20 protein-coding genes, 2 tRNA genes and 1 pseudogene are annotated in these 25,259 nt (G+C 71.4%); 13 read left to right on the top strand and 10 right to left on the bottom strand.

The window, feature by feature from the left end; all coding sequences use genetic code 11:
* Positions 1-126: 126 nt before the first annotated feature.
* Together AB0M26_RS22965 and AB0M26_RS22960 are read right to left on the bottom strand one after the other, a co-directional pair.
* Positions 127-507 carry a very short patch repair endonuclease gene (locus tag AB0M26_RS22965; protein ID WP_365263688.1) on the bottom strand — a complete coding sequence of 127 codons (381 nt, stop codon included), beginning with the start codon at positions 505-507 and terminating at the stop codon, positions 127-129.
* A gap of 156 nt (positions 508-663) precedes the next feature.
* Complete coding sequence (locus tag AB0M26_RS22960) at positions 664-1,674, bottom strand: SEC-C domain-containing protein (RefSeq protein WP_365263681.1); 1,011 nt, start codon at positions 1,672-1,674, stop codon at positions 664-666.
* A gap of 279 nt (positions 1,675-1,953) precedes the next feature.
* Here AB0M26_RS22960 and AB0M26_RS22955 point away from each other — a divergent pair, with 279 nt between their 5' ends.
* Both AB0M26_RS22955 and AB0M26_RS22950 read left to right on the top strand, forming a co-directional pair.
* Entirely contained in the window at positions 1,954-2,673 is a 720-nt protein-coding gene (locus AB0M26_RS22955) for a class E sortase (RefSeq protein WP_365263680.1), read from the top strand.
* A 721-nt stretch (positions 2,674-3,394) separates the two neighbouring features.
* Positions 3,395-4,252 carry a fumarylacetoacetate hydrolase family protein gene (locus AB0M26_RS22950; RefSeq protein ID WP_365263679.1) on the top strand — a complete coding sequence of 286 codons (858 nt, stop codon included), beginning with the start codon at positions 3,395-3,397 and terminating at the stop codon, positions 4,250-4,252.
* Positions 4,253-4,436: 184 nt separating this feature from the next.
* On the opposite strand, the gene AB0M26_RS22945 is transcribed toward AB0M26_RS22950, so the two are convergent.
* Together AB0M26_RS22945 and AB0M26_RS22940 are read right to left on the bottom strand one after the other, a co-directional pair.
* The gene (locus tag AB0M26_RS22945) at positions 4,437-4,958 is read right to left on the bottom strand and encodes a heme-degrading domain-containing protein (protein WP_365263687.1); all 522 of its coding nucleotides are present in this window, start codon (positions 4,956-4,958) and stop codon (positions 4,437-4,439) included.
* 263 nt (positions 4,959-5,221) lie between these two features.
* A complete protein-coding gene (locus tag AB0M26_RS22940) occupies positions 5,222-6,403 on the bottom strand; it encodes a Gfo/Idh/MocA family oxidoreductase (RefSeq protein WP_365263678.1) in 1,182 nt (393 codons plus the stop codon).
* A gap of 55 nt (positions 6,404-6,458) precedes the next feature.
* Here AB0M26_RS22940 and AB0M26_RS22935 point away from each other — a divergent pair, with 55 nt between their 5' ends.
* The 9 genes from AB0M26_RS22935 to AB0M26_RS22895 all read left to right on the top strand — a co-directional run bounded on the left by AB0M26_RS22935 (position 6,459) and on the right by AB0M26_RS22895 (position 16,682).
* Positions 6,459-7,985 carry an ROK family transcriptional regulator gene (locus AB0M26_RS22935; RefSeq protein WP_365263677.1) on the top strand — a complete coding sequence of 509 codons (1,527 nt, stop codon included), beginning with the start codon at positions 6,459-6,461 and terminating at the stop codon, positions 7,983-7,985.
* Between the two features lie 472 nt (positions 7,986-8,457).
* Entirely contained in the window at positions 8,458-9,300 is an 843-nt protein-coding gene (locus AB0M26_RS22930) for a hypothetical protein (protein ID WP_365263676.1), read from the top strand.
* Between the two features lie 381 nt (positions 9,301-9,681).
* Entirely contained in the window at positions 9,682-10,470 is a 789-nt protein-coding gene (locus AB0M26_RS22925; protein ID WP_365263675.1) for a GntR family transcriptional regulator, read from the top strand.
* Positions 10,471-10,674: 204 nt separating this feature from the next.
* Positions 10,675-11,793, top strand: coding sequence for a TIGR03364 family FAD-dependent oxidoreductase (locus AB0M26_RS22920; RefSeq protein ID WP_365263674.1), 1,119 nt, complete (start codon positions 10,675-10,677; stop codon positions 11,791-11,793).
* A 5-nt stretch (positions 11,794-11,798) separates the two neighbouring features.
* Complete coding sequence (locus AB0M26_RS22915) at positions 11,799-12,566, top strand: phosphonatase-like hydrolase (RefSeq protein ID WP_365263673.1); 768 nt, start codon at positions 11,799-11,801, stop codon at positions 12,564-12,566.
* 206 nt (positions 12,567-12,772) lie between these two features.
* Entirely contained in the window at positions 12,773-13,552 is a 780-nt protein-coding gene (locus AB0M26_RS22910; protein ID WP_365263672.1) for an HAD-IIA family hydrolase, read from the top strand.
* Between the two features lie 288 nt (positions 13,553-13,840).
* Positions 13,841-14,596, top strand: coding sequence for a hypothetical protein (locus AB0M26_RS22905; protein WP_365263671.1), 756 nt, complete (start codon positions 13,841-13,843; stop codon positions 14,594-14,596).
* Positions 14,597-14,611: 15 nt separating this feature from the next.
* Positions 14,612-15,298 carry a class F sortase gene (locus tag AB0M26_RS22900; protein WP_365263670.1) on the top strand — a complete coding sequence of 229 codons (687 nt, stop codon included), beginning with the start codon at positions 14,612-14,614 and terminating at the stop codon, positions 15,296-15,298.
* Positions 15,299-15,644: 346 nt separating this feature from the next.
* Positions 15,645-16,682, top strand: coding sequence for a glycoside hydrolase family 6 protein (locus AB0M26_RS22895; protein ID WP_365263669.1), 1,038 nt, complete (start codon positions 15,645-15,647; stop codon positions 16,680-16,682).
* A 147-nt stretch (positions 16,683-16,829) separates the two neighbouring features.
* On the opposite strand, the gene AB0M26_RS22890 is transcribed toward AB0M26_RS22895, so the two are convergent.
* The 4 genes from AB0M26_RS22890 to AB0M26_RS22875 all read right to left on the bottom strand — a co-directional run bounded on the left by AB0M26_RS22890 (position 16,830) and on the right by AB0M26_RS22875 (position 21,928).
* Positions 16,830-18,761 carry a galactose oxidase-like domain-containing protein gene (locus tag AB0M26_RS22890; RefSeq protein WP_365263668.1) on the bottom strand — a complete coding sequence of 644 codons (1,932 nt, stop codon included), beginning with the start codon at positions 18,759-18,761 and terminating at the stop codon, positions 16,830-16,832.
* Positions 18,758-20,677: a cellulose synthase catalytic subunit gene (locus AB0M26_RS22885; protein WP_365263667.1), complete on the bottom strand. Its 1,920-nt coding sequence runs from the start codon at positions 20,675-20,677 to the stop codon at positions 18,758-18,760. The genes AB0M26_RS22890 and AB0M26_RS22885 overlap by 4 nt, the downstream gene beginning before the upstream one ends.
* Before the next feature lie 348 nt (positions 20,678-21,025).
* The gene (locus tag AB0M26_RS22880; RefSeq protein ID WP_365263666.1) at positions 21,026-21,706 is read right to left on the bottom strand and encodes a FadR/GntR family transcriptional regulator; all 681 of its coding nucleotides are present in this window, start codon (positions 21,704-21,706) and stop codon (positions 21,026-21,028) included.
* A 148-nt stretch (positions 21,707-21,854) separates the two neighbouring features.
* Positions 21,855-21,928, bottom strand: a tRNA-Lys gene (locus AB0M26_RS22875).
* 74 nt (positions 21,929-22,002) lie between these two features.
* On the opposite strand from AB0M26_RS22875, the pseudogene AB0M26_RS22870 reads away from it, so the two are divergent.
* Together AB0M26_RS22870 and AB0M26_RS22865 are read left to right on the top strand one after the other, a co-directional pair.
* Positions 22,003-22,217 (top strand): annotated as a pseudogene (locus AB0M26_RS22870) (lytic polysaccharide monooxygenase); the annotation flags it as partial.
* A gap of 120 nt (positions 22,218-22,337) precedes the next feature.
* Positions 22,338-24,014 (top strand): AMP-binding protein, encoded by a 1,677-nt coding sequence (locus AB0M26_RS22865; RefSeq protein WP_365263686.1) that lies wholly within the window; start codon positions 22,338-22,340, stop codon positions 24,012-24,014.
* 106 nt (positions 24,015-24,120) lie between these two features.
* Here the strand turns inward: AB0M26_RS22865 and AB0M26_RS22860 are convergent.
* Both AB0M26_RS22860 and AB0M26_RS22855 read right to left on the bottom strand, forming a co-directional pair.
* Positions 24,121-24,194 (bottom strand) — tRNA-Lys (locus AB0M26_RS22860).
* Positions 24,195-24,322: 128 nt separating this feature from the next.
* Entirely contained in the window at positions 24,323-25,081 is a 759-nt protein-coding gene (locus tag AB0M26_RS22855; RefSeq protein ID WP_365263665.1) for an IclR family transcriptional regulator C-terminal domain-containing protein, read from the bottom strand.
* Between the last annotated feature and the right edge of the window lie 178 nt (positions 25,082-25,259).

Raw genomic sequence — 25,259 nt, 5'->3', positions numbered from 1 at the left:
ACCCCCCAGGCCATGCACTCGACAGGGGGACCCAGTCATGCCAGCTCCAGAGGCCGGGAGCCCCATTGCGGGGCCACGAAGAAGGTAATGGGGACACCCTTGGCAGTGGCCGGGATCGGAGCGGCCTCAAGCCCGTCGGGCAGTGGCCACAACAGCTGCAATGCGGTGGGCGATCACGACGGGATCCTCGTGCTCCCAGAATCTCAGGACGGTCCAGCCCACCGCCGTCAGGCTGTGCGTCGTCTCGAGATCCCGGGCCATGTTGCGGTCCAGCTTCTGCCGCCACCATTCGGCATTCGCCTTGGGGTGGGTGGCGTGCTCTGGGCAGCCGTGCCAGAAGCAGCCGTCGAGGAAGACGGCGATCTTGGGCCCGGGGAAGGCGATGTCGATGGTGCGACGGCGGAATCCGGGAACGGGGCGATGCAGGCGGTAGCGGTGGCCCGCGGCGTACAGCAGTCGACGTACGGCCAGCTCAGGCGTGGTGTTTCTACTGGCCTGGCGGCTCATGCGGGCCGAAACGGACGGTGAGGAGGGGATCGCTTGCACACGACCATTGTGAGGCGTGGGGCCCCGCAGGTGCCGGCGGCTCCTCTGGATCGCGGGGACGGCACGGGATCGTCGCGAGCTGTCCCCCGCACGGTACGTGGCGGCCGGGCGCGCCTCTCAGGCCGTCGGCGGCGTGCCGTGGCATGCCCTGTACGCGTGCCCAGAGCCGCACCAGCACGGGGCGTTCCGGGCCGGAGGCCACGGGGTCGCGCGGCCGCGGGCCGCGAGGTTGGTGGCGTATTCCGGGAGCAGGGCCGCGGCGTCCGGGGTCGTCTGTTCCGCGGCCGCGAAGGCCTCGTACGAGGGGACCGTGCCCGTGACGATGCCGAACGTCTGGTTCGACATCGTCGACGAGAGGTCGCGGAGCCCGGACTCTATGCGGGTCAGGTGTTCCTCGTGCGAGGGGTATTCGGACGCCAACGTCGGGTAGGCCGCGAGGAGTTCCGTGAGTTCCGCCTCCGGCCAGTGGAGGACCGCCACCGGGTACGGGCGGGACAGTGCGGCGCGGCGTTCGCCCAGTTCCGCGCGGAGGCGGTCGATCTCGGCCCGGAGTTCGGCCGGGTCTTCCGAGCCGAGTGCCCACAGGCGCTTGGGGTCGTGGAGTTCGTCCAGCGGGATGTCCCCCGAGTGCTGGGCGTCGGCGAGGGCGTCCCATGCGTCGTGGGGATTGCCGAGCAGGCGGCGGACGCGGTGGCGGCCGGTCAGCAGCAGGCCCGCTTCGTACGGGACCTCGTCGCCGTCGATCAGATGGGACGCTCCGGCCGTGAAGCAGTCGTGGGCGGCCTGGAGCTCGTCGTGGGCCTCCAGGGTCTCGGCGATGATCTCCCACGGTGCCGGGTCCCGTGGCGCGGCGGCCCGGATGCCGTCGATGAGGACGCGCGCTTCCGCTTCGTGGCCGTGCTCCCAAAGGTTCGCGGCGTTGAGCGCCTTGATCAGGAGCGGGTTCCTTGGGCTGTCGGCGAGCAGCCGGTCGTAGAGGGTACTGGCCCGGGGGCGTTCGTCGGCGAGTTCCCAGTGGGCCGCTGCCTGTAGCAGCAACTGCTCGCCGTCCTGCGGGAACTTCAGCGCGATGCGCTCCAGGCGCTCGGCTTCGGACGCGTGGTGGGCGGGGGTGGTCTCCTGCGGCATGCGCACACCGTACTGCGACGGGCACGCAGCCGTCCCCGGTGGTGCAGGTGAGCGGACCGGCGCTTCGTGCGGCCGCGCTCCGACAGCAGCCGCGGCATCCCTGGCGGCCTCAAGGGGGAGGGCTTATCGTGCGCCCGCCGGGAGGGCGGAGGTGGTGCGGGTGCGTGAGCCGACGCGGTTGCGCGGGCGTACGTCGGCGCGTACGCGAACGAGGACGCCGGCCGTCGTACGGAACGCAGGGCCCAACAGCGGTTACTGCAGGGGGAGTTCGGTTCCCGAATGCTGCTCGCCCGCGTCCTGTGGGGATCCGCCGAGGCCGCCATTACCTTCGGTCTCGTCGTCCTGCTCCTCGTCGTCCACCAGCTCTGGTGGACCAATCGCGAGGCTCGCGCCGGTGCCGAGCGCCAGGTGCACGCGCTGGAGGAGGAGTGGGGCCGGGGGCCCGGCCCGGGTACCGAGTCCTCAGTGCCCCCGGTGGGACGGGCGGCCCAGGCGGCTCCGGAGCCTGGCCCCGGCAGGGCACGGTCCGCGCCGCCCCGCTGGGACCAGGCCTACGCCGTCCTCCGCATTCCGCGGATCGGCGTCACCGCGCCCATCGCCCAGGGCATCAGCAAGTCCGGAGTCCTCGACCGCGGTTACGTCGGCCACTACCCGGAGACCGCCCAGCCCGGGCAGCCCGGGAACTTCGCCCTTGCCGGGCACCGGAACACTCACGGCGAGCCGTTCCGGTACATAAGCCGCCTGCGCCCCGGCGACGTCGTACGCGTCGATACGGGCGAGGGCCGCTTCACCTACCGCGTCGCGAAGACCCTGCCGCAGACCTCCGCCGCCGACGGCAGCGTGATCGACGCGGTGCCGCGCAGCTCGGTGCGTCCGCGGTACGGGTTCGACGAGCGCGGGTACTACATCACGCTCACCACCTGCACTCCCGAGTACACGTCCAGGTACCGTCTCGTCGTCTGGGGGCGGCTGCAGCGCGCGGAGGTGCGTGGTCAGTGAGGCGCCGAGGCCGGTCCCGCGCCTCAGCCGGAGGTGAGTAGGGTCGGGCGGCGTGCTCTCACGTCGGCCTCAGGAGGCGCTTGCGGAACGGGCGGCCACTTCCGTTGTCAGGGGCGGCAGTCAGGATCGTTTCCCGGTGATGGAGAGGGGTCCGGGGGAGAGGAGCCCGATGTTCGGTGGTGTGCGCGGCTGGCGTGCGTACGTCGGCCTGCTGTCCTTCCTCATTCTCGGGGGTGCTCCTCGCCGAGAGCGGCGTCGCGTCGGCGCTGACCGCGGCCGACACGACCGCCGCGGTTCTGCTGCTCTGCCGCGCGTTCCTCTCCGCCCCTTGACCACGGCCTGGTCGGCCGCGGAGAGGGCCTGGCTGCACCGCGGGGACCGGGCCGCGACGAGCCCCGCTGCCGGAACCGCGACGAGCCGCGCTGACGGAGCCGCGACGAGCCGCGCTGACGGAGCCGTAGCCCCGAGGTGACGGCCCAGCCCGGTTTGGTGGTCCAGCCGGTCCAGCCGGTCCAGTCAGCCCCGCCCGTCCAGTGGCCCAGGCGGTCCAGCCGATCAGTGGCCCGGTCGGTCAAGTGGTCCAGTACGTGAACCGGGTCTTGCGGAGCGAACACCGGCCTTGGAGGATCGCACCATCCTCGGCCGGTGGCCGCACCCATCGTCCGGGCCGTTCCGGCGAGCGCGGCTCGCCGGGGCGGCACACGACCACGGGAGTGTGACGGTGAAGCTGCTGCGTGTCGGAATGGCCGGAGCGGAACGCCCGGCGCTGCAGGACCGTAACGGCAGCCTGCGGGATCTGTCGGATCAGGTGCGGGACATCGACGGCGAGCTGCTCGCGGACGAGGCGGCGCTCGCACGCCTCCGGTCCGCCGCCGCGAGTGGAGAGCTGCCGGTACTGGACGGCGACGGGCTGCGGGTCGGCCCGCCGGTCGGCCGGATCGGCAAGATCGTGTGCATCGGGCTGAACTACCACGACCACGCGCGGGAAACAGGCGCGCGGATTCCCACCGAGCCGATCGTCTTCATGAAGGCGCCGGACACCGTCGTCGGCCCGGACGACCCGGTGCTCGTGCCGCGCGGCAGCGTGAAGACCGACTGGGAGGTCGAACTTGCCGTCGTCATCGGCCGGACGGCCCGGTATCTGGAGTCCCCCGAGGCCGCCCAGGCACACGTCGCGGGCTACACGATCGCGCACGACGTCTCCGAGCGGGAGTTCCAGATCGAGCGCGGCGGCCAGTGGGACAAGGGAAAGAACTGCGAGACGTTCAATCCGCTGGGGCCCTGGCTCGTGACCGCCGACGAGATCGCCGACCCGCAGGCGCTGCGGCTGCGGCTGACCGTGAACGGGGAGGTCATGCAGGACGGCACGACCGCCGACCAGATCTTCCCGGTGGGCGAAGTGGTGTGCTACCTCAGCCGGTTCATGACGCTCTACCCGGGCGACGTCATCAACACCGGCACACCCGCGGGCGTGGCTCTCGGCCACCCGGACCCGAAGCCGTACCTGCGGCCGGGCGATGTGGTCGAGCTCGAGATCGACGGACTGGGCTGCCAGCGGCAGGAGTTGAAGGCGGCCTAGCGAAGCCGTACCGCGTCCAGGTGATGTGGTCGGGCTTCCGCAGGCGCCGGGTTGCGCCTGCACGAGCCCGGTGCGCCTGCGGAAGCCCGGTGCGCCTGTGCGTGCCCGGTGCGACGGGCTCTGCGCCCGTACGAACGTCGTGACCGTCACGACGGGCGTACGGGCGGGCACCCGTACGAACGCCTCAGTGGGTGACGCCCTCGATGCGGCCCGCGGCGATGAAGCGCTCCAGCGCCTCCACCACGAGCGCATGGTCCTCGGCCTGCGGCAGGCCCGAGACCGTCACGGTGCCGATGACGCCCGCGCCCTCGACGGTGATCGGGAAGGCACCGCCGTGTGCCGCGTAACGGTCGGGGTCCAGTCGCGAGGACGCCTCGAACGTCGTGCCCTTGGCGCGGAACCGGGTGCCGACGAGGTACGAGCTCTCGTCGTAGCGCTCCACCACGCGCCGCTTGCGGTCGATCCACGCGTCGTTGTCCGCCGAGGAGCGCGGCAGCGCGCAGTGGAAGAGCTGCTGCCTGCCACGCCGGATGTCCACCACGACGGGGGCGTGACGCAGCCGCGCCAGCTCGACCAGCATCGAGCCGAGGTGCCAGGCGTGCTCGTGGGTGAAGGACTGCAGGACGAGCCGCCGCTCCTGCGCTTCGAGTTCCGGGATCAGCTTGGCCGCCGCTTCGCGCGGATCGGCGGAGGCCTCGGGCTCCAGCGGGGCGCTCGGTCCGCCGGGGGGTGGCCCGTTCTCGGCCCGTCCACTGCCCGCGGCCGGTCCACCGCCCCCCGCCGGTCCGGCCGTGCCTGTGGCCGGTCGACTGTCCCCAGTCGGTCCGCCCGTGCCCGCGGTGCTTGCCGTGCCCCCGGTGCTTGCCGTACCCGCGGTGGCGTCCGTACCCGCGGTGGCGTCCGTGCCCGCGGTGTGCGGCGCATCGCCCGGGGCCGCGTCACTCTCTCGATCCGACGGTGCCTGAGCCATCAGGCGTCACCTCCGATCGTGACCGTGCGGCCTTCCCGCGCCGAGACGCGGGCTGCCTGGAGCACGTCCAGGGCCGCCGCTGCCTCGTATGCCGTCACCGGCGGCGGGGTGCCGTCGCGGAGGGCCGCGGCGACGCCCGCGTAATAGGCAGGGTAGTCGCCCGGGACCGTGGGCACCGGTGTGCCGCCGCCGGTCAGGGGAGACTCGCCCGCGCCAAGCCGCCCCCACAGCGACTCGGGCTCCGCGCCCCAGCCGGGCGCGGGGCGCAGGCCCTCGCGGAGGGCGGCTTCCTGGGGGTCGAGCCCGTACTTCACATAGCCCGCCGCACTGCCCAGGACACGGAAGCGGGGGCCGAGTTGGGCGGCGGTGGCGCTGGCCCACAGGTGCGAACGGACCCCGTTCTCGTGCGTGATCGCGATGAACGTGTCGTCGTCGGCCTCGGCGCCGGGGCGGCGGACGTCCGACTCGGCGTGGACCCGTACGGCCGGGCCGAAGAGGACCAGCGCCTGGTCCACGAGGTGGCTCCCGAGGTCGTAGAGGAGCCCGCCGATCTCGGCCGGATCGCCGGACTCGCGCCAGCCGCCCTTGAGCTGCGGCCGCCATCGCTCGAACCGGGACTCGAAACGCTGGACGGTGCCCAGGTCGCCGTCCGCGTGGAGCTTGCGGAGGGTGAGGAAGTCGGCGTCCCAGCGACGGTTCTGGAAGACGGACAGCAGCAGACCGCGTTCGTCGGCGAGCGCCGCCAGGGAACGCCCCTCACTCGCCGTCCCGGCGACCGGTTTGTCCACGACGACCGGAAGGCCGGCTTCCAGCGCGGCCGTGGCGATCGGCATGTGGGTGCGGTTGGGGGAGGCGATCACGACCAGGTCGAGGGCGTCGTCCCGGCGCGTACGGCCCGCCCCGTCCCCGGCGGCGCGCGGCCACAGCTCGTCGGCCGAGTCGGCGAACCTCACGTCCGGGTGGTCTGCGCGCGCCTGCTCCCGGCGCTTCGGGTCCGAGGTGACGACCGTGTCGAGGGCGAGGCCGTCGGTCGCGGCGATGAGCGGGGCGTGGAAGACGGAGCCCGCAAGGCCGTAGCCGACGAGTCCCACGCGGAACGGACCGCTCGCGCCGCGGCCGGAGGACGCGCCGGTGCCCGGGGAACTGCTGGTGGCGGGGGTGCCTGCCGGGTTGCCTGTCATGGAGCAACTTAAGCAACGGTGTTGCCAAACTGCAAGCGGGAGGGAGAATGGCGGCGTGAACAGGGGTGACTCCGGAGCCAATCTGCCCGCACTGCGCAGCCACAACGCCGCGCTTGTGCTCGATCTGCTGCGCGCCGCCGGAGAGGGCGGCATCAGCCGCCTGGAGCTGGCGGAACGGACCGGACTGACCCCTCAGGCCGTCAGCAAGATCACGGCGCGGCTACGGCAGTCGGGCCTGGCGGCCGAGGCGGGCCGCCGCGCCTCGACGGGCGGCAAGCCGCGCACGGTGCTGCGGCTGGTGCGCGGCGCGCGCAGCGCGGTCGGGCTGCACCTGGACCGGGACGAGCTGACGGCGGCCCTCACGGATGTGACCGGCCAGCCCGTCGCGGTGCGGCGCGTGCCCTTCGACTTCGGGGCGGGCGAGGAGGCGGTGCTGCGGCGGGCCGTGACCGAGGTGCGGGAACTGCTGCGGGACGGTTCGGTCGCGGCTTCCGGCAGGTCGTACGATCGGGAGACGGACACCCCGGACGAGGGCGGGGCCGCTGCGTCGCACGGGCCAGAGGCCGATGGGTTGTACGGGTCTGATGCCGGTGGGTTGTACGGGTCTGATGCCGGTGAGTTGTACGGGCCTGAGGCCGGTGGGTCGTACGGGCCTGATGCCGGTGGGTCGTATGAGGCCGCGGCGGGCGCATCCCCCGAGTCCGCGACCGGTCCGTCCTCCGCCTCCGCACTGGGGCCGGTCATCGGCGTCGGCGTCGCATGCCCCGGGCCGCTCGACCACCGCAGCGGTGTGCTCGGCCGTGTCACGGGCCTGCCGCAGTGGGAGGGCTTTCCACTGCGCGATGCGCTCGCCGCGCGACTCGGTCTTCCGGTCGTCCTCGACAAGGACACCAATGCGGCCGCCCTCGGCGTGGCGCTGCGCCGTGCCGAGCCCGGGGCCCACGGCGGCAAGCGTCGTGACCGATCCGCCGATGGAGACCTTGCCGAGGGAGGCGACTCCGGTGAAGGCGGCGAGGGCGGCCACCTCGGCGGCTCGGAAGAAAGCGGCGAGGGCGGCCGCCGCGCACACGAGTCGTTCGCGTACCTCCACGTCGGGACGGGCCTCGGAGCCGGGCTCGTCCTCGGCGGCGGGCTGTACCGGGGGAGCCGCACCGCAGCAGGGGAGTTCGGGCACCAGGTGATCCAGCTCGACGGCCCGCCGTGCGAGTGCGGCGGCCGTGGCTGCATCGAGGCGCTGTGCCTGGCGGCCGTGGCGCGCGGCGACACCGAGCATGCGGCGCGGGTACTCGGCACGGGGGCGGCCGACCTCGTCGGTCTGCTCGACATCGACCGGGTGCTGCTCGGCGGACGTATCGCCGTGGCCGACGCCGAGGTGTTCGTACGAGGCATGGCAGCCGTCGTTGCCGAGCGTGCCGAACGGGAGGGAGCGGGAGCCGGGCGTACGGTGCCGGTATCGGTCGCTCCCGACGGAGAGCGGGCGGTCGTCCTCGGGGCGGCTCAACTCGTCCTGGCGCCACTGTTCGGCCGGGCCGAGCCGCCTTGGGCCGCTGGGCATGCTCCGGTCGGCGCCCCTTCAACCTGAGCTTGTCGAAGTCGGGGAGCAGCGTCTTCATGTCCCCGAGCAGGCCCAGCTTGGCGAACTCGGGTACGCACACGATGTGTCTGCCCCTGTCGTGCTGATCCCCGCCTCCACGGCGGCGAGGATCCAACGGAGCTGTCCCCGCCGGGCGCGGCTCCGGTACCGCCCTCGGCGGCTGCTGCGCCGGCCCCCACGCGCGTTCCCCGGCCCGGCGCGTCCCTCCCCGGGCGCCTCCCGCTCCCCGGCGCCTCCCTCCCCGTGCGTCGCTCCCCGGAGGGCGAGGGGTTGGGAAGGCCGTGGCGCGCGCCTCCCCCCTCCATCGGATCAGCCCAACCTCGGCTGATCGAGGGGGATTCGGCCACCCGTGCGGCCCGCCGCCCCCCTGTCACGCGGGCCCGCGTGGCAACGTCCTGCAGGCACCGGCCTGAATGCTCGCCGGTGCGCAGCCGATCGCCGCGCCCCACGAAGGTCCCTCATGCGTCTGCGCACACACGCAACCGCGGCCGCCCTGGCCGCGATCGCCCCTGCCGCCCTGATCCTCCTCCCGGCCGCCACGGCCGCCACGGCCGCCACGGCCGCCACGGCCGTCGCGGACCCCACGGCGCCGCCCGCGGCGCGCGACAGGTCCGCCGAGCCGTACTGCGGTGATCCGAACAGCGAGGAATTCCCCCTCGCGACCCGCATCCGCGGCGGCCGCACGGCATACAAGGCGGGTGCGGACAGAGCGGCCTGGAAGCTCGATCTGCGCAACAAGACGAACGCCGAGTGCCGCAACATCCACCCCATCGCCGTCCTCGTCGACCGCAAGCGCGCTCTCGACAAGGAGCGGATCGGGCTGGAGTTCTACGACGTCGAGGCGGGCCGGTGGCGGGCCGTCAGTTTCGAGACCACCGAGGAGAGCGAGCACATCGGTGTCTTCGAGGAAGACGATTTCGACGGCTTCGCCGTGAAGCCGCACAAGAAGCTCACCGTGAAGGTACGGATGGGCTTCAGCGAGGGCACGAAGAGTGACCGTGTCCGTCTGAACGTCGCGGCCGTGCAGCGCCGGGACGACGACGGCGACTGGGTCGGCGAGTCCAACGACTACGAGTTCGACATCCACGGCAGGTCCGAGAGCGCACGTGTGCCGCAGGAGGCCCGGCGCTCCGACGGCCTGGGGGCGCAGGAGCCGAACGCGCCGCGTCCGCAGACCCACGGCGAGGCCGACGTCCTCGCCAAGACCGGCCGCACGGCGCTGACCTGGCTCGGGGTCGTGGCGGCCGTGTGCCTGCTGGGCGGTGCGGTCGTCGTGGCCCTCGCCCGCCGCCGCGCCCGCTGACCGGGGACTTCTTTCGCTGTTCGGATCGGTCTCATGGGGACCTTGGTCTCTGAACTGAGACGCAGGAGACGGATGAGCCGAAGCGGTGGAAGGCTCCTGGGGGCGTGGAGTTGCTTCATGCAACGCGCGCTGCCGCTCGGTGCCTGGCGCTGAGGTGATTTCCGCAACGGATGCGGTCGCCCCACCGAAGCGGAGCGTGGTATTTGCCGGCACGCCGGACTTCCGCCGCCCCAGGGGTGACCGTTTCCTCGCGCGCCCGCAGCCACGACCGGTGCCGGACGAGCCCGGTGGACACCAAAGGGCCGTGCGGCCGGGACCGTGTCCGGGCCGCTGACCCGGACCGTGTCCGGCCCGGCGCCGCCCGTCTGCGACGATCCCCCCGTGGACTACCCCAACGACCAGGCGCCCGGCGCACCCGTCCGCTCCGGAATCCCCGAGCACGGGCGCGTGCCCAAGTACTACGCCGTCAAGACCCGGCTGGCCCGCCTCCTCGACGAGTTGGGCGAAGGCGAACCACTCCCCACGGAGCGCGACCTCTCGGTCCGCTACGAGGTCTCGCGCGAGACCGTACGGCAGGCGCTGCGCGAGCTGCTGCTGGAGGGGCGGCTGCGGCGGGCCGGGCGGGGCACCGTCGTCGCCGGGCCCAAGCTGGAGCAGCCGCTGTCCCTGGCCAGTTACACCGAGGGGGTGCGCCGTCAGGGCCGGCGCCCCGGCCGTACGCTCATCAGCCTCGACCGCTTCCCCTGTCCCGACCGGCTTGCTGCGGAGGCCGGGTTCGAACAGGGCGAGCCCGTATGGCACTTGGAGCGTGTGCTGCTGGCGGACGACGAGCGCGTCGGGCTTGAGAGCACCTACGTCACCGTGGGGCGGGTGCCACGGCTCGACACGGACTTCGACCCCGACTCCTCCTTCTACGTCCATCTCCACGACCGGCTCGGCATCGGCTTCGGCGATGCGGACGAGCGGCTGGAGACGGTTCTGGCCGCGCCGCGTGAGGCGCTGCTGATCGGGACGCCGCCCGCGCTGCCGATGCTGCTGATCCACCGGGTGTCGCGGGACACGGACCACCGCCCGCTGGAGCGGGTCCGCTCCCTCTACCGGGGCGACCGCTTCAGCTTCACGACCCGCCTCGAAGGGCCGGGCACGGACCGGCCCGGTGCGCCGGACTGACGCAACGTCCCGGGCGAACCCCTCGAAGCCGAGCCCGAGGGTGGGAACTCTCACCGTCCGCTTCCGAAATAGGGCATATCTCGCATAGAGATTCGCGTCCTATCACAAATAGATAACGGGTCTAGGCCAGACAGGGCCCCGCATGTTCACCATGGCCTTGCCACCGGATCCTCCCGGGGCACCCGATCAAGGAGCGTCAACGGCATGCGCGTGATAGTCGTCGGAGCCGGTGTGGTGGGAACCATGCACGCCTGGCACGCAGTGGAGCGAGGCCACGAGGTCCTCCACATCGAGCGCGAGGCCGAGGCGCGCGGTGCCTCCCTCCGCAACTTCGGCCTCGTCTGGGTCAGCGGTCGCGCCGGAGGGGAGGAGTTGGAGACGGCACTGCGTGCCCGCGCCCTCTGGGAGGGCATCGGCACGCGGGTTCCCGAGCTCGGCTTCCGGCCCAACGGCTCCCTCACCGTGGTCACAGGCGAGGCCGAACTCGCCGTCGCCCAAGCCGTACTCCAGCGCCCCGACGCCACCGCCCGCGGTTACAAGCTGCTCGGCCCCGAAGAGGCGCGCGCCCTCAACCCGGCCCTGCGCGGCCGGATGCTGGCCGCTCTGTGGTGCGAGCGGGATGCCGCTGTTGAACCCCGCACCGCGCAGCGGGCGTTGAAGGCGGAGCTGCTGACGTCCGGCCGCTACACCTTTCTCGGCGGCCGCGAGGTACGGGAGGTGGGCTCGTCCGCCGTACATGACGACCACGGCGAGGTGCACACCGGCGACACGGTGATCCTGTGCACCGGCGCCTGGCTGGGCGGCCTCGTGCGCGAACTCGCCCCCGAACTGCCCGTCCGCCGCGTCCGCCTGCAGATGATGCAGACCGATCCGTTGGGCGAGGAGCTGACCACCTCGGTAGCCGACGCCGACAGCTTCCGCTACTACCCGGCCTACGACGGCGAGGCCCTCGCCGCCATGGCCGCCGCACAGGCCCAACCACCGGTCGCCGAAGTGCACCGGATGCAACTGCTGATGGTGCAGCGCCGCGACGGCGGCCTGACCATCGGCGACACACACGAGTACGAGGACCCGTTCGGCTTCGACGTCGTCGAGGACCCGTACGAGCACCTTGCCGGGGTCGTCGAGGGCATCCTCGGGCGGCCGTTGCCGAGGATCCGCCGCCGCTGGGCCGGGGTGTACGCGCAGTGCACCGATACGGCGCGGGTCGTGCACCGGCAGCAGGTGCGGGACGGGGTGTGGCTGGTCACCGGGCCGGGCGGCCGCGGCATGACCTGTGCCCCCGCGATCGCCGAGACCACCGCCGACGAACTGGGCTGGTAGGAGAGATGACCGAGAACCGCGTCACCAGGACGACCTCAGCCGCCGACACGACCGAAGCCGCCACTCGCGTCCGGCTCGCCGTCCTCGACATGGCGGGCACCACCGTCGCCGACGGCGGGCTCGTGGAGCGAGCCTTCGGCGCCGCCGCCGAACGGCTCGGTGTCGAGCCCGGCTCGGCCGAGCACGCCGCCCAACTCGATTACGTCCGCGCCACGATGGGCGAATCCAAGATCTCGGTGTTCCGCTGTCTCTTCGGCGACGAGGAGCGCGCCCGGCGGGCCAACGCGGCCTTCGAGCAGGCGTACCACGACCTCGTCGACGACGGGCACTGCGCTCCACTGCCCGGCGCGGCCGAGGCCATCGGGACGCTGCGCGAGTCCGGGATCAGGGTCGCGCTCACGACCGGCTTCTCCCGTGCCACCCAGCACCGCATCCTCGAGGCGCTCGGCTGGCACGACGTCGCCGATCTCACCCTCTGCCCGGCCGACGCGGGCCGTGGCCGCCCGTATCCGGACATGGTGCTCACGGCGCTGCTGCGCACGGCCACCGACGACGTTCGGCAGGTCGCGGTCTGCGGCGACACCTCGTACGACATGCTGACGGGCCGCCGTGCCGGTGCGTCCGTCGTCGCCGGAGTCCTCACCGGGGCGCACACACGCGAGCAGCTGGCCGGCGCGGGCGCGACCCATGTCCTGGGCTCCGTGGCGGAGTTGCCCGCGGTCGTCGGCGCGGTGCCGGCGGCGGGTACGGGGACCGGGGGCGGTGTGAGATGACCGCCGCCGCGCCGGTCGCGGGGATCCGCTTCGACGGGAACCGACCGCGGCGGCCCTACCGGAGCCCCGTACGAAGCCCGTACGAGCCCGTACGGTGCCCGGGTACGGGGGCGGCCGTCCGGGGCGTGGACGCCGGGGCCGCCCTCGGCCCGGCGCCGCTACGCTGAACTCCGGACCACCGGTCACCGAGAGCGGAGAGCAATTCAGTGGCGGAGCGCAAGCCGATCGAATCCTGGCTCACCGACATGGACGGCGTCCTGATACACGAAGGCATCCCGATCCCCGGGGCCGACGCGTTCGTCAAGCGGCTCCGCGAGTCGGGCAAGCCGTTCCTGGTGCTGACCAACAACTCCATCTACACCGCACGCGACCTGCACGCCCGGCTCTCCCGCATGGGGCTCGACGTGCCCGTCGCCCACATCTGGACCTCGGCCCTGGCCACCGCGCAGTTCCTGGACGACCAGCGGCCGGGCGGCACTGCGTACGTCATCGGCGAGGCCGGGCTGACCACGGCGCTGCACGACATCGGCTACGTCCTCACCGATGCCGACCCGGACTACGTCGTGCTCGGCGAGACCCGTACCTACAGCTTCGAGGCGCTGACCCGCGCCATCCGGCTGATCAACGACGGTGCCCGGTTCATCGCCACCAACCCCGACGAGACCGGACCCTCCGCCGAGGGGGCGCTGCCCGCCACCGGGTCCGTAGCGGCCCTGATCACCAAGGCGACCGGCCGCGAGCCGTACTTCGTCGGGAAGCCGAACCCGCTGATGATGCGGGCCGGGCTGAACGCGATCGGCGCGCACTCCGAGACCAGCGCGATGATCGGCGACCGGATGGACACCGATGTGCTGGCCGGTCTGGAGGCGGGCATGGAGACCTTCCTCGTGCTCACCGGGCTGACCAAGCCGGAGGAGGTCGAGCGCTTCCCGTTCCGCCCCTCGACCGTCGTGGACTCGATCGCCGATCTCGTCGAGCGCGTCTGAGCCGTGTGCATCCGCGCCGAGCGCTCCTGAGCCCAGGCGCACCTGAGCCCAGGCGCACCTGAGCCCAGGCGCACCTGAGCCCGAGTGCACCTGAGCCGAGCGCACCGTGCCCGTGCGCACCCGAGCTGGGCGACCTGAGCGAGTTCGCACCTGAGCGCATGCGCACCCGAGCCGTGCGCACGTACGGCAGCCGGTGGGTGTGGTCACCGAACGGAGCAATCCGGGCACTCTGCGGGTGCGTCGAGGACGGCGGCAGGTGAACCTACTTGAATGTGAGGAGGTTCAACGATGGGCTCTGAACCGCGCATCCGGCTCTCCCGTCCGTTCCGCATGCCCCGGCGCGCGGCCGTCGTCGTCGCCGCGGCTGCCCTCTGCTCGGCGGTCGCTCTTCCCGCGTACGCCGTCGACGAGGACCCGGTCGAGGAGACACCCGCCAGCAGCAGCGCCGGCACCACGACCGACGATCCCCTCTCCGATCCTGGGTCCGACCCCCTCTCCGATCCGCTGACGGAGTCCCTGTCCGACGAGTTCGGCGACGAGACGGGCGACGTTGCGAGCAGCTCCGCCCCCTCCTCCTCGGAAAACCTCAAGATCACCCCGTCCGTCGTCGCGCCCGGCGCCGAGGTCGAGATCCGCATCCAGGGGCTCAAGGAGACCAAGGCCACCAAGGTCGTGGTGCGGTCGGAGGTCTTCGTCACCGAAGCCCGGCTCGCCGCGGACTCCCGCGGCGGCCTCTTCGGAGAGGCGAAGGTCAAGTCGAGCGCGTCCCCCGGCCGGTACACCGTCACGTGCGACTGCGGCGTCAAGGCCACGATCACCATCGTCGCGTCGCACGGTGGTACCGGCGGCCCGCACGAGAGTCCCACCGCGCCCGTACGAGCCGGCGGCGGCGGCACGGCCGTGCTGGCTCCCGCGGCCGCGGAGAAGGAGGACGGGCCGGGCCTCGCCCACTTCGTCGTGGCGGCCGGACTCGCCGGCGGTGCCGCCCTCGCCTTCGCCGGGATCGCGGTGCGCCGCCGCCGGGCGGACACGGCGGGCGACTGAGGTCGGCGGCCCACGGTGTCCGACCGTGGCCGTGTCGGCCGCGCCGGAGCCGGGCGCCTGATCACCGGCCTGACCTGGGCCGTGGTTCTGCTCGGCTTCTGGTTCTGGGGACGGGGCATCACCGACGGTCCGGACATCCCGGTCCCCGGGACCGGGAACGCGGCAGCGGTGGACCGCCCCGGCGGCCCGCAGCTCCCCGCGGCGTACGCGCCCCTGACCCCCGCCCGCCCCGAGCGTCTGGTGATCCGTACCGCGGGTGTGCTTGCCCCTGTCGTCGAGCGGGGCCTGGACGCGCAGGGCGCCGTCGATCCACCGCCGTTCAGCACCCCCGGTCAGGTCGGCTGGTACGGCGGGGGCCCCACCCCGGGCGCCGTCGGCACCGCCCTCCTCGTGGGCCATGTCGACACCCACACCTCGCCCGCCGTCTTCCACCGCCTTGGCTCGGTCAAGCCGGGCGCGCGGGTGAGCGTCGCCCGGGCGGACGGGTCGATCGCGGAATTCACGGTGGAGTCGGTCGACATCTTCACCAAGAACCGCTTCGACCCGCGACGGGTGTACGGGCCGCGCAAGAGCCACCGCGCCGAACTCCGGCTGATCACCTGCGGAGGCACCTATGACCCGAAGCGGCACACATACTCCGCGAACGTCGTCGTCTCGGCGTATCTGACAGCCGTACGAGGGCACGTCGCCACCGGTGTCTAGTGCCGCCCCCGCCAAGACTCGGCGGCGGACAGCGCTGGGCCGAGGCGATGGCGCGGGCACGGGCGACCGCGCCGCACCTCTACGTCCACTTTCCGCGACCTCTCCGCTGGAGCGGGTGGGGTTCGGGTGATGGCCGCGTGAGGGGAAGTCGCGGGACGGCGACGGCCCGCGTCCGGTGCGGATGAGAAGGCCGTCACAGCCGTTCGACGAAGTGCGTCCGGTCCGCTGGGCTCGCCGCCCCGTGTGTCAGCATGGGGGCCGACCGGTCTGACCACGGGGGCCGGGGCCCGCGGCATCCGTCGCCGGAGCACCGCCGTCCCGGAGAAATGGAGCCAAGGGGGAGCGGATGTACGGCAGTTGCACGGGCCGCGCGCAGGGGAGCGCGCGCGCCCGGCTCAGGACGGGGGCCGTGGCAGCGGCGGGAGCCCTGCTTCTCCTCTCGTCCTGTTCCGACGGTTCGGACGGTGACGGAGGCGCCGCCGGCGCCCAGCAGCCCAAGTCGCGGGCCCCGTACTGGGTCAATCCGGATGGCAGCGCCGCCGAGCAGGCGACGGCCTTCCGCAAGGACGGGCACGACGCGGACGCCGAGCTGATCGAGAAGATCTCCCGGCAGCCCGCCGCCGAGTGGATCGGCGTCGAGGACCCGGAGGGGCAGGCACGCGGCTTCACCGAGGCGGCGACGGAGGCCGACCGCGAAGCGCTGCTGGTGCTCTACAACATCCCGCACCGCGACTGCGGCCAGTACTCCAAGGGCGGCGCCGCGGACGGGAACGCGTACCGCGACTGGCTCGGCAAGGCGATCAGTGGTATCGGCGAGCGGAAGACCACGGTCGTCCTGGAGCCGGACGCGCTGCCGCACGTGGAGGACGGCTGCACCCCGCAGCAGTTCCACGAGGAGCGGTACGCCCTGCTGTCCGAGGCCGTGACCAAGCTCAAGGCCCTGCCGAACACCAAGGTCTATCTGGACGCGGGCAATCCGCACTGGATCACCGACCCGGGCCGGATGGCCGAGCCCCTGAAGCGGGCCGGCATCGGCAAGGCCGACGGCTTCGCGCTCAACACCTCCAACTACCAGACCACGGAAGAGAACACGGCGTACGGCAAGAAGCTGTCGGCGATGGTCGGCAACAAGCCGTTCGTGATCGACACCAGCCGGAACGGCAACGGCCCGGCCCCGGGGAAGGACGACCCCGAGGCGTGGTGCAACCCGCCCGGCCGGGCGCTGGGCGAGCCGCCGACCACGCGGACCGGTGACAAGCTGGTCGACGCGTATCTGTGGATCAAGCGGCCGGGGGAGTCGGACGGCGACTGCAAGGGCGGTCCGGCGGCGGGCGAGTGGTGGCCCGAGTACGCGCTGGAGCTGGCCCGCAACGCCAAGACCTGACGCAACTCCCGGAACAGGGAGCCAGCCGGTTCCTCGTGTCCGCGCCCACACCCGGGACCCGCTCGTGTCCGCCCCCACCCGGGGGCTCGACTCGGCACCTACGAGCAGGGAGCGGGCGCGGACTCGATGGCCACGGCGCCTGCGGCCTCAGGGCACCTCGACCCAACGGGCCTTCGAGGGCGTTCCCTTCTTGTCCGTGACGAAGAGCATGTACCAGCCGGAGGGCACCAGGGACCGGTCGTCCGGCACCGCCACCTGTACGCCCTTGCCCGTCTTCTTCACGTCCAGCGCGATCGACCGCTGGTCGACGTCCGTCACGTGCGTGACAGCGCTGGGCCGCATCAGCCGGGCGTTCTTGATGTCCGCCGGGTCCGCCGTCTCGAACGTGGCGCTGCCGCCTCGTGCGATCCGTTTCGGGCCCGGGCCGAGTTCGGGCTTCTCGTCACGGTAGAGGTAGGGCGGGGTGTAGATCTCGATGCGCTTCTCGAAGACGCCGGGCTTGGTGTTGGCGTCGTCGGAGTAGAGCGAGTCAGAACCGAAGATCATGATCCGGCCGTCGGGCAGCAGGAGCGTGCCGGAGTGGTAGTTGCGGCCGACCGTCGGGTCGGCGACCCGACGGAAGGTGCCGTTCTTGGCGTCGTAGATCTGCGCCTTGAGGATGTTGCTGCCGCCGCGACCGCGGTAGTCGCCGGAGCCGCCCGAGACGAAGACCGTGTCGTCGGGGAGGATCGAGCCGCCCGGGTAGCGCGTCCCCTCGGAGAGCGGTGCGCCGTCCTTGAAGCGCGGGGCCTGGTCCTTGAGGTCGACGACCCGGGTCTTCTCGCTGGACTTCTGGGACTCCCCGACGCCCCCGCCGCCGATCACCATGAACTTCTGGTCCTGGGCGGGCGGCAGCATCACCGACATCGAGGTCTCGAGGACGTTCGGGTCGCTCATGCCGGGCACGGGGTCGAACTCGTTCGTGTCCACGTCCCAGAGGCCGGGCGTGCGGCCCTTGTCGGCCGGTCCGTAACCGGCGTTGGAACCGGTGTAGAAGATCTTGCCGCCGTCGGTCAGGAACAGTGCCGGGTAGGTCGGGAAGAACCGCTTCGTGGGCAGGTACGTCCACTTCTTGGTGTCCGGGTCGTAGACCTCGTTCTTGCCCGGCACGACCTGGCCGATGTCGTCCAGCCCGGAGACGGACAGCACCCTGCCGTCCTCCAGAGTCGTGAGGGTCGGGTACCAGCGGGCCTCGTGCATCGGGTCGACGCGGATGTACTTCTCGGCGACCGGGTCGAACTCGAAGGAGTCCTTGATGCCCTGGAAGTCCTTCTTGTCGAAGGAGAGTTTGTTGGCGATGCCGTAGAGGTTCCGGGCGTCGGTGCCGCTCAGGCCGCGTATCCGGTAGTTCTCCGTGTCGCCGGTGCTGTACTTCTGGCCCTTGCGGCGGGCCTCGACATAGACACGGGCCTCGCTGGCGGTGACGTTGACCTCGCCGGTGACCGGGTCCGTGTTCTTCTTCGCCCGGGGGACCAGCAGGTTGTCCTTGGACTCGAAGGTCTTGCCGTTGGACTTGCCGGTGAAGAGGGTGCCCGCGCGCAGGGTCTTGGGTTCGTCGGGGTCCTCGTTCTTGACGATCATGAGGCCGCCGGCCTTCTCGACGTCGCCCTCGAGCTTCTCGTACCGCTGGGTGCCGCCCGCCACCAGCAACTTGCCGTCCGGGAGCTGGGTGTGCCCGGCGCAGAACATGTCCTTGGGCGTCGGAATGTTCTTGTACGTGTTCGTCTCGGGGTCCCACAGCACCGTGCGGAAGGTCTTCGCCTTGAACATCTTCGCGTTGTTGCCGGAGCCCGCGATCAGCAGCACCTTGCCGGTGTGCAGCAGAGCGGCGTGAATGGTGTTGATCCGGAACTCCTCTGGGACGTCGAGGAGATCCCAGTGGCCGTTCTCCGCCTTGTACTCCGGCCGGTTGATCTTGTACGCGTGGTACTTCTCCGAGCCGAAGCGGAACAGGGCGGGCCCGTTCATTCCGGCCAGCACGAGCACCGCCGCCGTACCGATCGCCATCCGGCGCGTACGGCGGCTTGGACGGTATTTCATGTCTTGCGTCCCCCAAGGGCGATCTGCAGGGTCTGGTCGTTCGCGGGCCGGCCGCTCTCATGCCGGTGGGCCGTGGGAGCGGGCCCGCCGCCGGGCGGAGGTCCTCCGCGGGCCTTGTTCCGCTTGTCCCGGCGGAGGGTCCACCGCCAGGCGAGGATCGGCGCAGCCGTGATGGCCAGGGCGAGGGAGGCCCAGAGGGTCATCGCGGGGTGGCTGTGGCCGAAGTAGAAGGAGGATGCGAGCGATCCGCCGAAGACCAGCAGGAAGAACAGATGGATCCGGAACGTCCCGAAGAGGGTGTCGGGGCTGGATGAGTCGCCCTTCGGGGTCACCACGAACTTGCTCTTGCGGCGCAGGACCGCGTCCATGAGGGAGCGCGCGTAGATCGGGGCGGACAGCGCGGACATCACCATGCCCGCCACACCGCCGGACCCCTCGGGTTCGTGCGGGGAGACGTTGTGCCGCCGGTTCCAGATGTAGAGGCCGATCTGGAGGGCGGAGGCGTTGCCGTAGAGCATCATCCACATCGCGGGGTCGATCTGGACACCCGAGGCGCCGAAGCCCAGGAACAGCGCACAACTGAGCGCCGCCAGAATCCAGTTCATCGCCGAAATGGGGTAGAAGATCACCATCAGCGTGTAGTTGAACAGCTTGCCTGGGGGCAGCGTGAACGGCGCCTTCCAGAACTGCTTGAGGATCGTCTCGTAGGTGCCGCGGGACCAGCGGAGCTGCTGGGTGAAGAAGTCGGTCCAGGCGGTGGGGCCTTCACCGACGGCCAGCACGTCGGGGGTGTAGACCGAGCGCCACTTGCGTCCCGTCTCCGGATTGCGGTGCCGGTGCAGTTCGAAGCCGGTGGCCATGTCCTCGGTGATGGAGTCGTACAGACCGCCGATGCCCCGGATGGCCTTGATCCGTACGGCGTTGCTGGTGCCGACGAACATGGGGGCGCCGTAGCGGTTGCCCGCGCGTTGGATGAGGGCGTGGAAGAGGAACTGCTGGCTCTCGGCGGCCTTGGTGACCGCGGTGTCGTAGTTGCCGTAGACCTGGGGGCCGATGACGAACGCGATGTCGGGGTCGCGGAAGAAGCCGAGCATCCGCTCCAGGTAGTTGGGGAGCGGGACGTGGTCGGTGTCCACGGACGCGAAGTAGTCGTAGGCGTCACCGTGGGCGTCGAGCCAGGCGTTGTAGTTGCCGTGCTTGGTCCTGGCGCGGTGCGGGCCCTTGGGCCGGTTCCACTTGGCGACGCCCTTGCGGGTGAAGTGGTGGACACCGAGCCGTGCGCAGACCTCCTTGACCGCGGGGTCGTCGCCCTCGTCGAGCAGCCAGACGTGCAGGACCCCGCGGTGGCGTATGCGGACGGCGGCCTCGAGGGTCCTGGTGACCATCTCGAGTGGTTCCTTGCCGGGGACGAAGGAGGTGAGGAACGCGACCCGGGTGCCGTGCTCGGGCACCACGGGGACGGGATCGCGGGCCACCAGCGTGGCGTGCGCGTTCGAGAGGACGTTGAGCGTGCGGAACAGCTCGATCAGCCCGATCGACACCAGCATGACGACGTCGAGCACCAGGAGCGTGTCCGAGGCGTTGTCCCGCTTCGTCCAATGGGCGGGCTGCATCAGCCACACCAGCAGGCCCAGTGAGACCAGCGGTGCCGCGCCGAGTAGCAACGCGGCCCGTATTCGGTGTGGTTCGTCCGCGATCAGGCTGCGGTAGCGCACCCGGTACGGCTTGCCGGGGTCGGGCTGGGTGAGGGGGCCCGCGAGCCGGCTGTAGTGCTCGTAGTCGTAGCGCGGCAGTGGTCTGCGGTTGCGCCGCGAACCGTGGTGCGGGGACCCGGAGCGCAGTTGCCGGGGCAGGCGCAGGCGCGTCGTCCGCTCGGAGTCGTAGGGGTGCCGGGCGCCGTGAGGCGTCGACGTCATGAGTCATTCCCCCCGCACGCGGGTGCTGTGGTCGGTTGCTTCGTCTGGTCCGGGCCAGTGGTCCCCTTTGACCGACCCGGGCCGAAAACGTGTGCGGGTGGCCGTTCCGTAGGACGGGGAACGAACACCTTTCGGTTGCATGATGCCCACACCCGTCTCAGCGCGTGAACAGGGCCCCCGACTTATCACGGAGCGCGACCGAGTGATTCCGTCTCAACTCCCGCAAACGGTGCTGGATCGCCTAGGTGGCCAGTCGCGCAAACTCCCTGTTCCCGCTTCACTGGGGTGTTTTGGGGGTGGACTTCGGCAAACCCGTACGCCTGCCGGCCCTCGCGTTTGCTGAAGTGATCAAAGGCGATGGGAGCGGCGCAGGCGCTTCCGGATGTCCGTGAAGTGGTCGCGTACGGCGATCTCGGCCCGTACGACGTCCCCCGAGCGCACCGATTCGAGGATCTCCCGGTGCTGGCGGCAGGTGGTCCTCGGGTCGGAATGCGTGTCCACGAGGTCGGTGCGGACGCGGTGGAATGCGTCCCAGAACGCCTCCAGAACCTCGCTCAGCAGAAGGTTGTCGAATCCGCGGTAGAGGGTGGCGTGGAAGACCCGGTCGGTGTCCGCGCGGACCGCTCCGCCCGCCGCCTCCTCCTCCATGCGGGCCACGAGCACGTCGAGTTGGGCCAGATCGGCGTCGGGCAGGCGGCCGGCCAGTCGCGCTATCAGGCCCGTCTCGATCGCTTCGCGCAGCTCCAGAAGCTGGAGCAGGCTGTCCTCGCCGCGGTAGTGGCCGGCGACGGTGCGGAAGGTCAGGCCCTCGATCATCGGGGCCATCGACATCGGCCCCACATACGTCCCGAAGCCGTGCCGGATCTCGACGATGCCCATGGCCTGCAGCGCCTTGAGGGCTTCACGGACCGAGTTCCTGCTGACCCCGAGCAGTTCCATGAGCTCGGTCTCGGTGGGCAGCGGGGCACCGGACGGCAGCCGCTGGTCGATGATCAGCTTCTTGATGCGCTCCTGGATGTCGCTCGCCATTCCGCGACTGTGCACCGCAACCTCCGTTTTGACCAGCCGCGTGACGCCGCAGGACCCGGACGCGTTACGCCGCAGGACCCGGACGACTGCGGGCCGGAAAAACGACTCCGGACCTCCCCGCTGCGGCGAGGAGGCCCGGACTGTCACGTGCGCCGCCAGGGACTCGAACCCCGGACCCGCTGATTAAGAGTCAGCTGCTCTAACCAACTGAGCTAGCGGCGCGTGCTGACACCGAAGATCCTACCCGATGCGCCGGAGTGCTCCCGAACGCGGGAGATGCCGTCCCATGGAGCCCGAGGAACGGCTGGGATGCGAGCCGGCCGCTGACCCGCGCCGCGCTGGAGGCCACTCCGTTCCTCACCGTCCCTTACAGCGGTCAGCGCCTGCCGTCCACGCTGTCCACAATGGCACGATCCCGTCGGGCAAGTCGGGGCGGCACATCATCCTCGCCGTCTGGACGATCGCCGACACGGGTAACGCCTTCTACGCGTGCTCGGACGTCCAGTTCTGACGGTCCGGCCGTTCACCGGACCGTGGCCGCGTCCCGGATCCGTATCGCCCCAACGGGCATGGTCCCGGGACGCGGTCTCCACATCTGACGTAGCGTCAGTTACGGTCGTGCGCCATGGGGATGGAGACCGTCGCGGAACTCGTACGCGACCGCTGGGGCGACCACGGGACCGGCCTGATGTTCAAGGACGAGGTCCTCACGCACCACCAGGTCGCGGCCGCCGCCGCCGCGCGGGCGGCCCTGCTGTCCGATCTGCTGCCGCCGGGCGCGCGGCCGCACATCGGCGTCCTGCTGGACAACGTGCCCGACTACCCGATGTGGCTCGCCGCCGCCGCACTCGCCGGGGCGACCGTCGTCGGCATCAACACCACGCGGCGCGGCCCTGAACTCGCGCGTGACATACGCCACACCGAGTGCTCGGTGCTCATCACCGAGCGGTCCCGCCTTCCGCTCCTCGATGGCCTGGACACCGCCGTCCCCCGCGACCGGGTCCTCGTCGTCGACGCACCGTCCTACGGGGCGCTGCTCGCACCGTACGCGGGTGCCGAACCCGGTGACGCGACGGTCGGCCCGGTCGGGCCCGGCACCCGGATGCTGCTCTCGTTCACCTCGGGCTCGACCGGGGCGCCCAAGGCCGCGATCTGTTCCCAGGGCAGGCTCGCCACGGCCGCACACTCGCTCGTCCGCCACTTCCGCGTCGGCCCGAAGGACGTGCACTACATCTGCATGCCGATGTTCCACGGCAACGCCGTCGTGGCCGACTGGGCGCCGGCGTTGGCCGGGGGTGCGGCGGTCGCCCTGCGCCGCACGTTCTCGGCCTCCGGCTTCCTGCCCGACGTCAGGGCCTTCGGCGCCACGTACTTCACCTACGTCGGCCGCGCCGTCCAATACCTGCTCGCGACCCCCGAGCGCCCCGACGACCGCGATCATCCGCTGCGCATCGGATTCGGCACCGAGGCGGGAGCCGTCGACGCGGCCCGCTTCACCGCCCGGTTCGGCGTCAGGCTCGTCGAGGGCTATGGCTCCTCGGAGGGCGGCGCCGCCATCCAGCACAGCCCGGACGCCCCGCCCGGCGCCATCGGCAGGGCCGCCCCCGGCGACGACCTCGCGGTGGTCGACCCGGAGACGGGGGTGGAACGGCCGCGGGCGCACCTGGATGCGGACGGACGGCTCCTGGGCGGCCACGAGGCGATCGGCGAACTCGTCAACCGCGGCCCGAACCCCTTCGAGGGCTACTGGCGGAACGAGGAGGCGGCCGCGGCCCGTACCCGTAACGGCTGGTACTGGACCGGCGATCTCTTCATCCGCGACACCGAGGGCTTCTTCCACTTCGCCGGCCGAGCCGACGACCGTCTCCGCGTCGACAGCGAGAACCTCGGCGCCGCGATGATCGAGAACATCCTCGCCCGCTATGCCCCGGCCGACTCCGCCGCGGTCTGCGCGGTGCCCGATCCGGTCGCGGGAGACCAGGTCATTGCGGTCCTGGTGCTGCGCGACGGCCCGGGCTCCTTCGACCCCGGGGACTTCGCCGCGTTCCTGGCGGCCCAGCCGGACCTGGGGACGAAGATGGCGCCCAGGTTCGTACGGCTCCCGGCCGCCATGCCGGTCACCGCGACGAACAAGATCCACCGGGCGATGCTGCGCCGCGAGGGGTTCCGCTGCGACGATCCGGTGTGGTGGTCACCGATGGACGCGGGACCGTGCGGCAGCGCCTACCGAACGTTCGGGCAGGAGGATCTGGAGGCGCTTCTCGGGCGCTACCGGGCACAGGGGCGCGAGGAGTTGCTCGGACGGTGAGCCCCCCGGGTGGGGTGGCGGCCCGGGCGGGGTGGGGCGTTCACCGTGGTGGCGGGAAACAGCTCCGGGTCTCCCCGCCGATGGCGAGGAGACCCGGAATGCCGTGTGCGCCGCCAGGGACTCGAACCCCGGACCCGCTGATTAAGAGTCAGCTGCTCTAACCAACTGAGCTAGCGGCGCTCGCTGACGTCGAACATCGTACCTGGTCCGCAGGGGTACTCCGGACCACGGTCGCACGGGGCCGGCGACGGGCCGACGTACGGCCCGGGCGAGGCTCGTCGGGCCGAAGCCGGTCGGGCCGGTGCGTCTCAGAGGGTCAGGGACAACAGGACCGGTGCGGCACTGCGGTTGAGGGTGTCCGCCGCCTGCCGCAGCCGGTGCGCGTTCTCGATCGGCATCGACAGGGCGAGACATCCGACCGACTTGCCCGCGGTGATCGGCACTGCGGCGCAGACGGTACCGACCGCGTACTCCTGGAGGTCCAGCACGGGGACCGTGGGCGGCTGGTTGTCCAGCCGGGAGAAGAGGACCTTCTCGCTGGTGATCGTCCGCGAGGTGAGGCGGGCGGTCTTGTGGCGGGCGAGGTGGTCGCGCCGCCCATTGTGGTCGAGCTGCGTCAGCAGGCACTTGCCGACCGCGCTCGCGTGCCCGGCGGAGCGGAAGTCGACCCACTCGTTGACCTTCGGGGCGCGCGGTCCGTCCGCGTACTGCGTGATCTTGATCTCACCGTCGATGTAGCGGCTTATGTAGACGGCCGCACCGACCGAGTCACGGATCTCGGAGAGAGTGCGCTGCAGCTTGTCGTAGAGGGCCTGTTGGCGGTTCCCCGCGGAGCCCAGCAACACCAAGGATTCACCGACGACATGGGCGCCGCCGGTGACCTGCTCCACATATCCCTCGCGCCGCAGCATGCGCAGTAGGTGGGAGAGGTGGCCTGTGGGCAGACCGGTCTCGCGCGCGATCTGGACATCGGTGACGCCGCCGGTGTGCTTGGCGACGCATTCCAGTACACGCAGTGCGTACTGCACCGAATGGAACGGCGCGGTCGGCTCGGGTTTGAGCGCCACGGTTTCCCCCTACCAGGTTGTGACCGCTTGCGTCAGTCCCGTCGCTGCAGGTCACGGCTCGCAGGCACTCCTCACCGCTCCCGGCAGGCGGGCTTGATACCACGATAGCCGTCAAGAGCCCTGAATGGAGCAGGTGTTGACGAGTTTGAATGGCGCGCCCCACGCTCGTAAGCAGGGG

The sequence above is a fragment of the Streptomyces sp. NPDC051776 genome (assembly GCF_040681345.1).
Taxonomy (GTDB): Bacteria; Actinomycetota; Actinomycetes; order Streptomycetales; family Streptomycetaceae; genus Streptomyces.
This window is presented reverse-complemented; position numbering and strand designations above follow the sequence as displayed.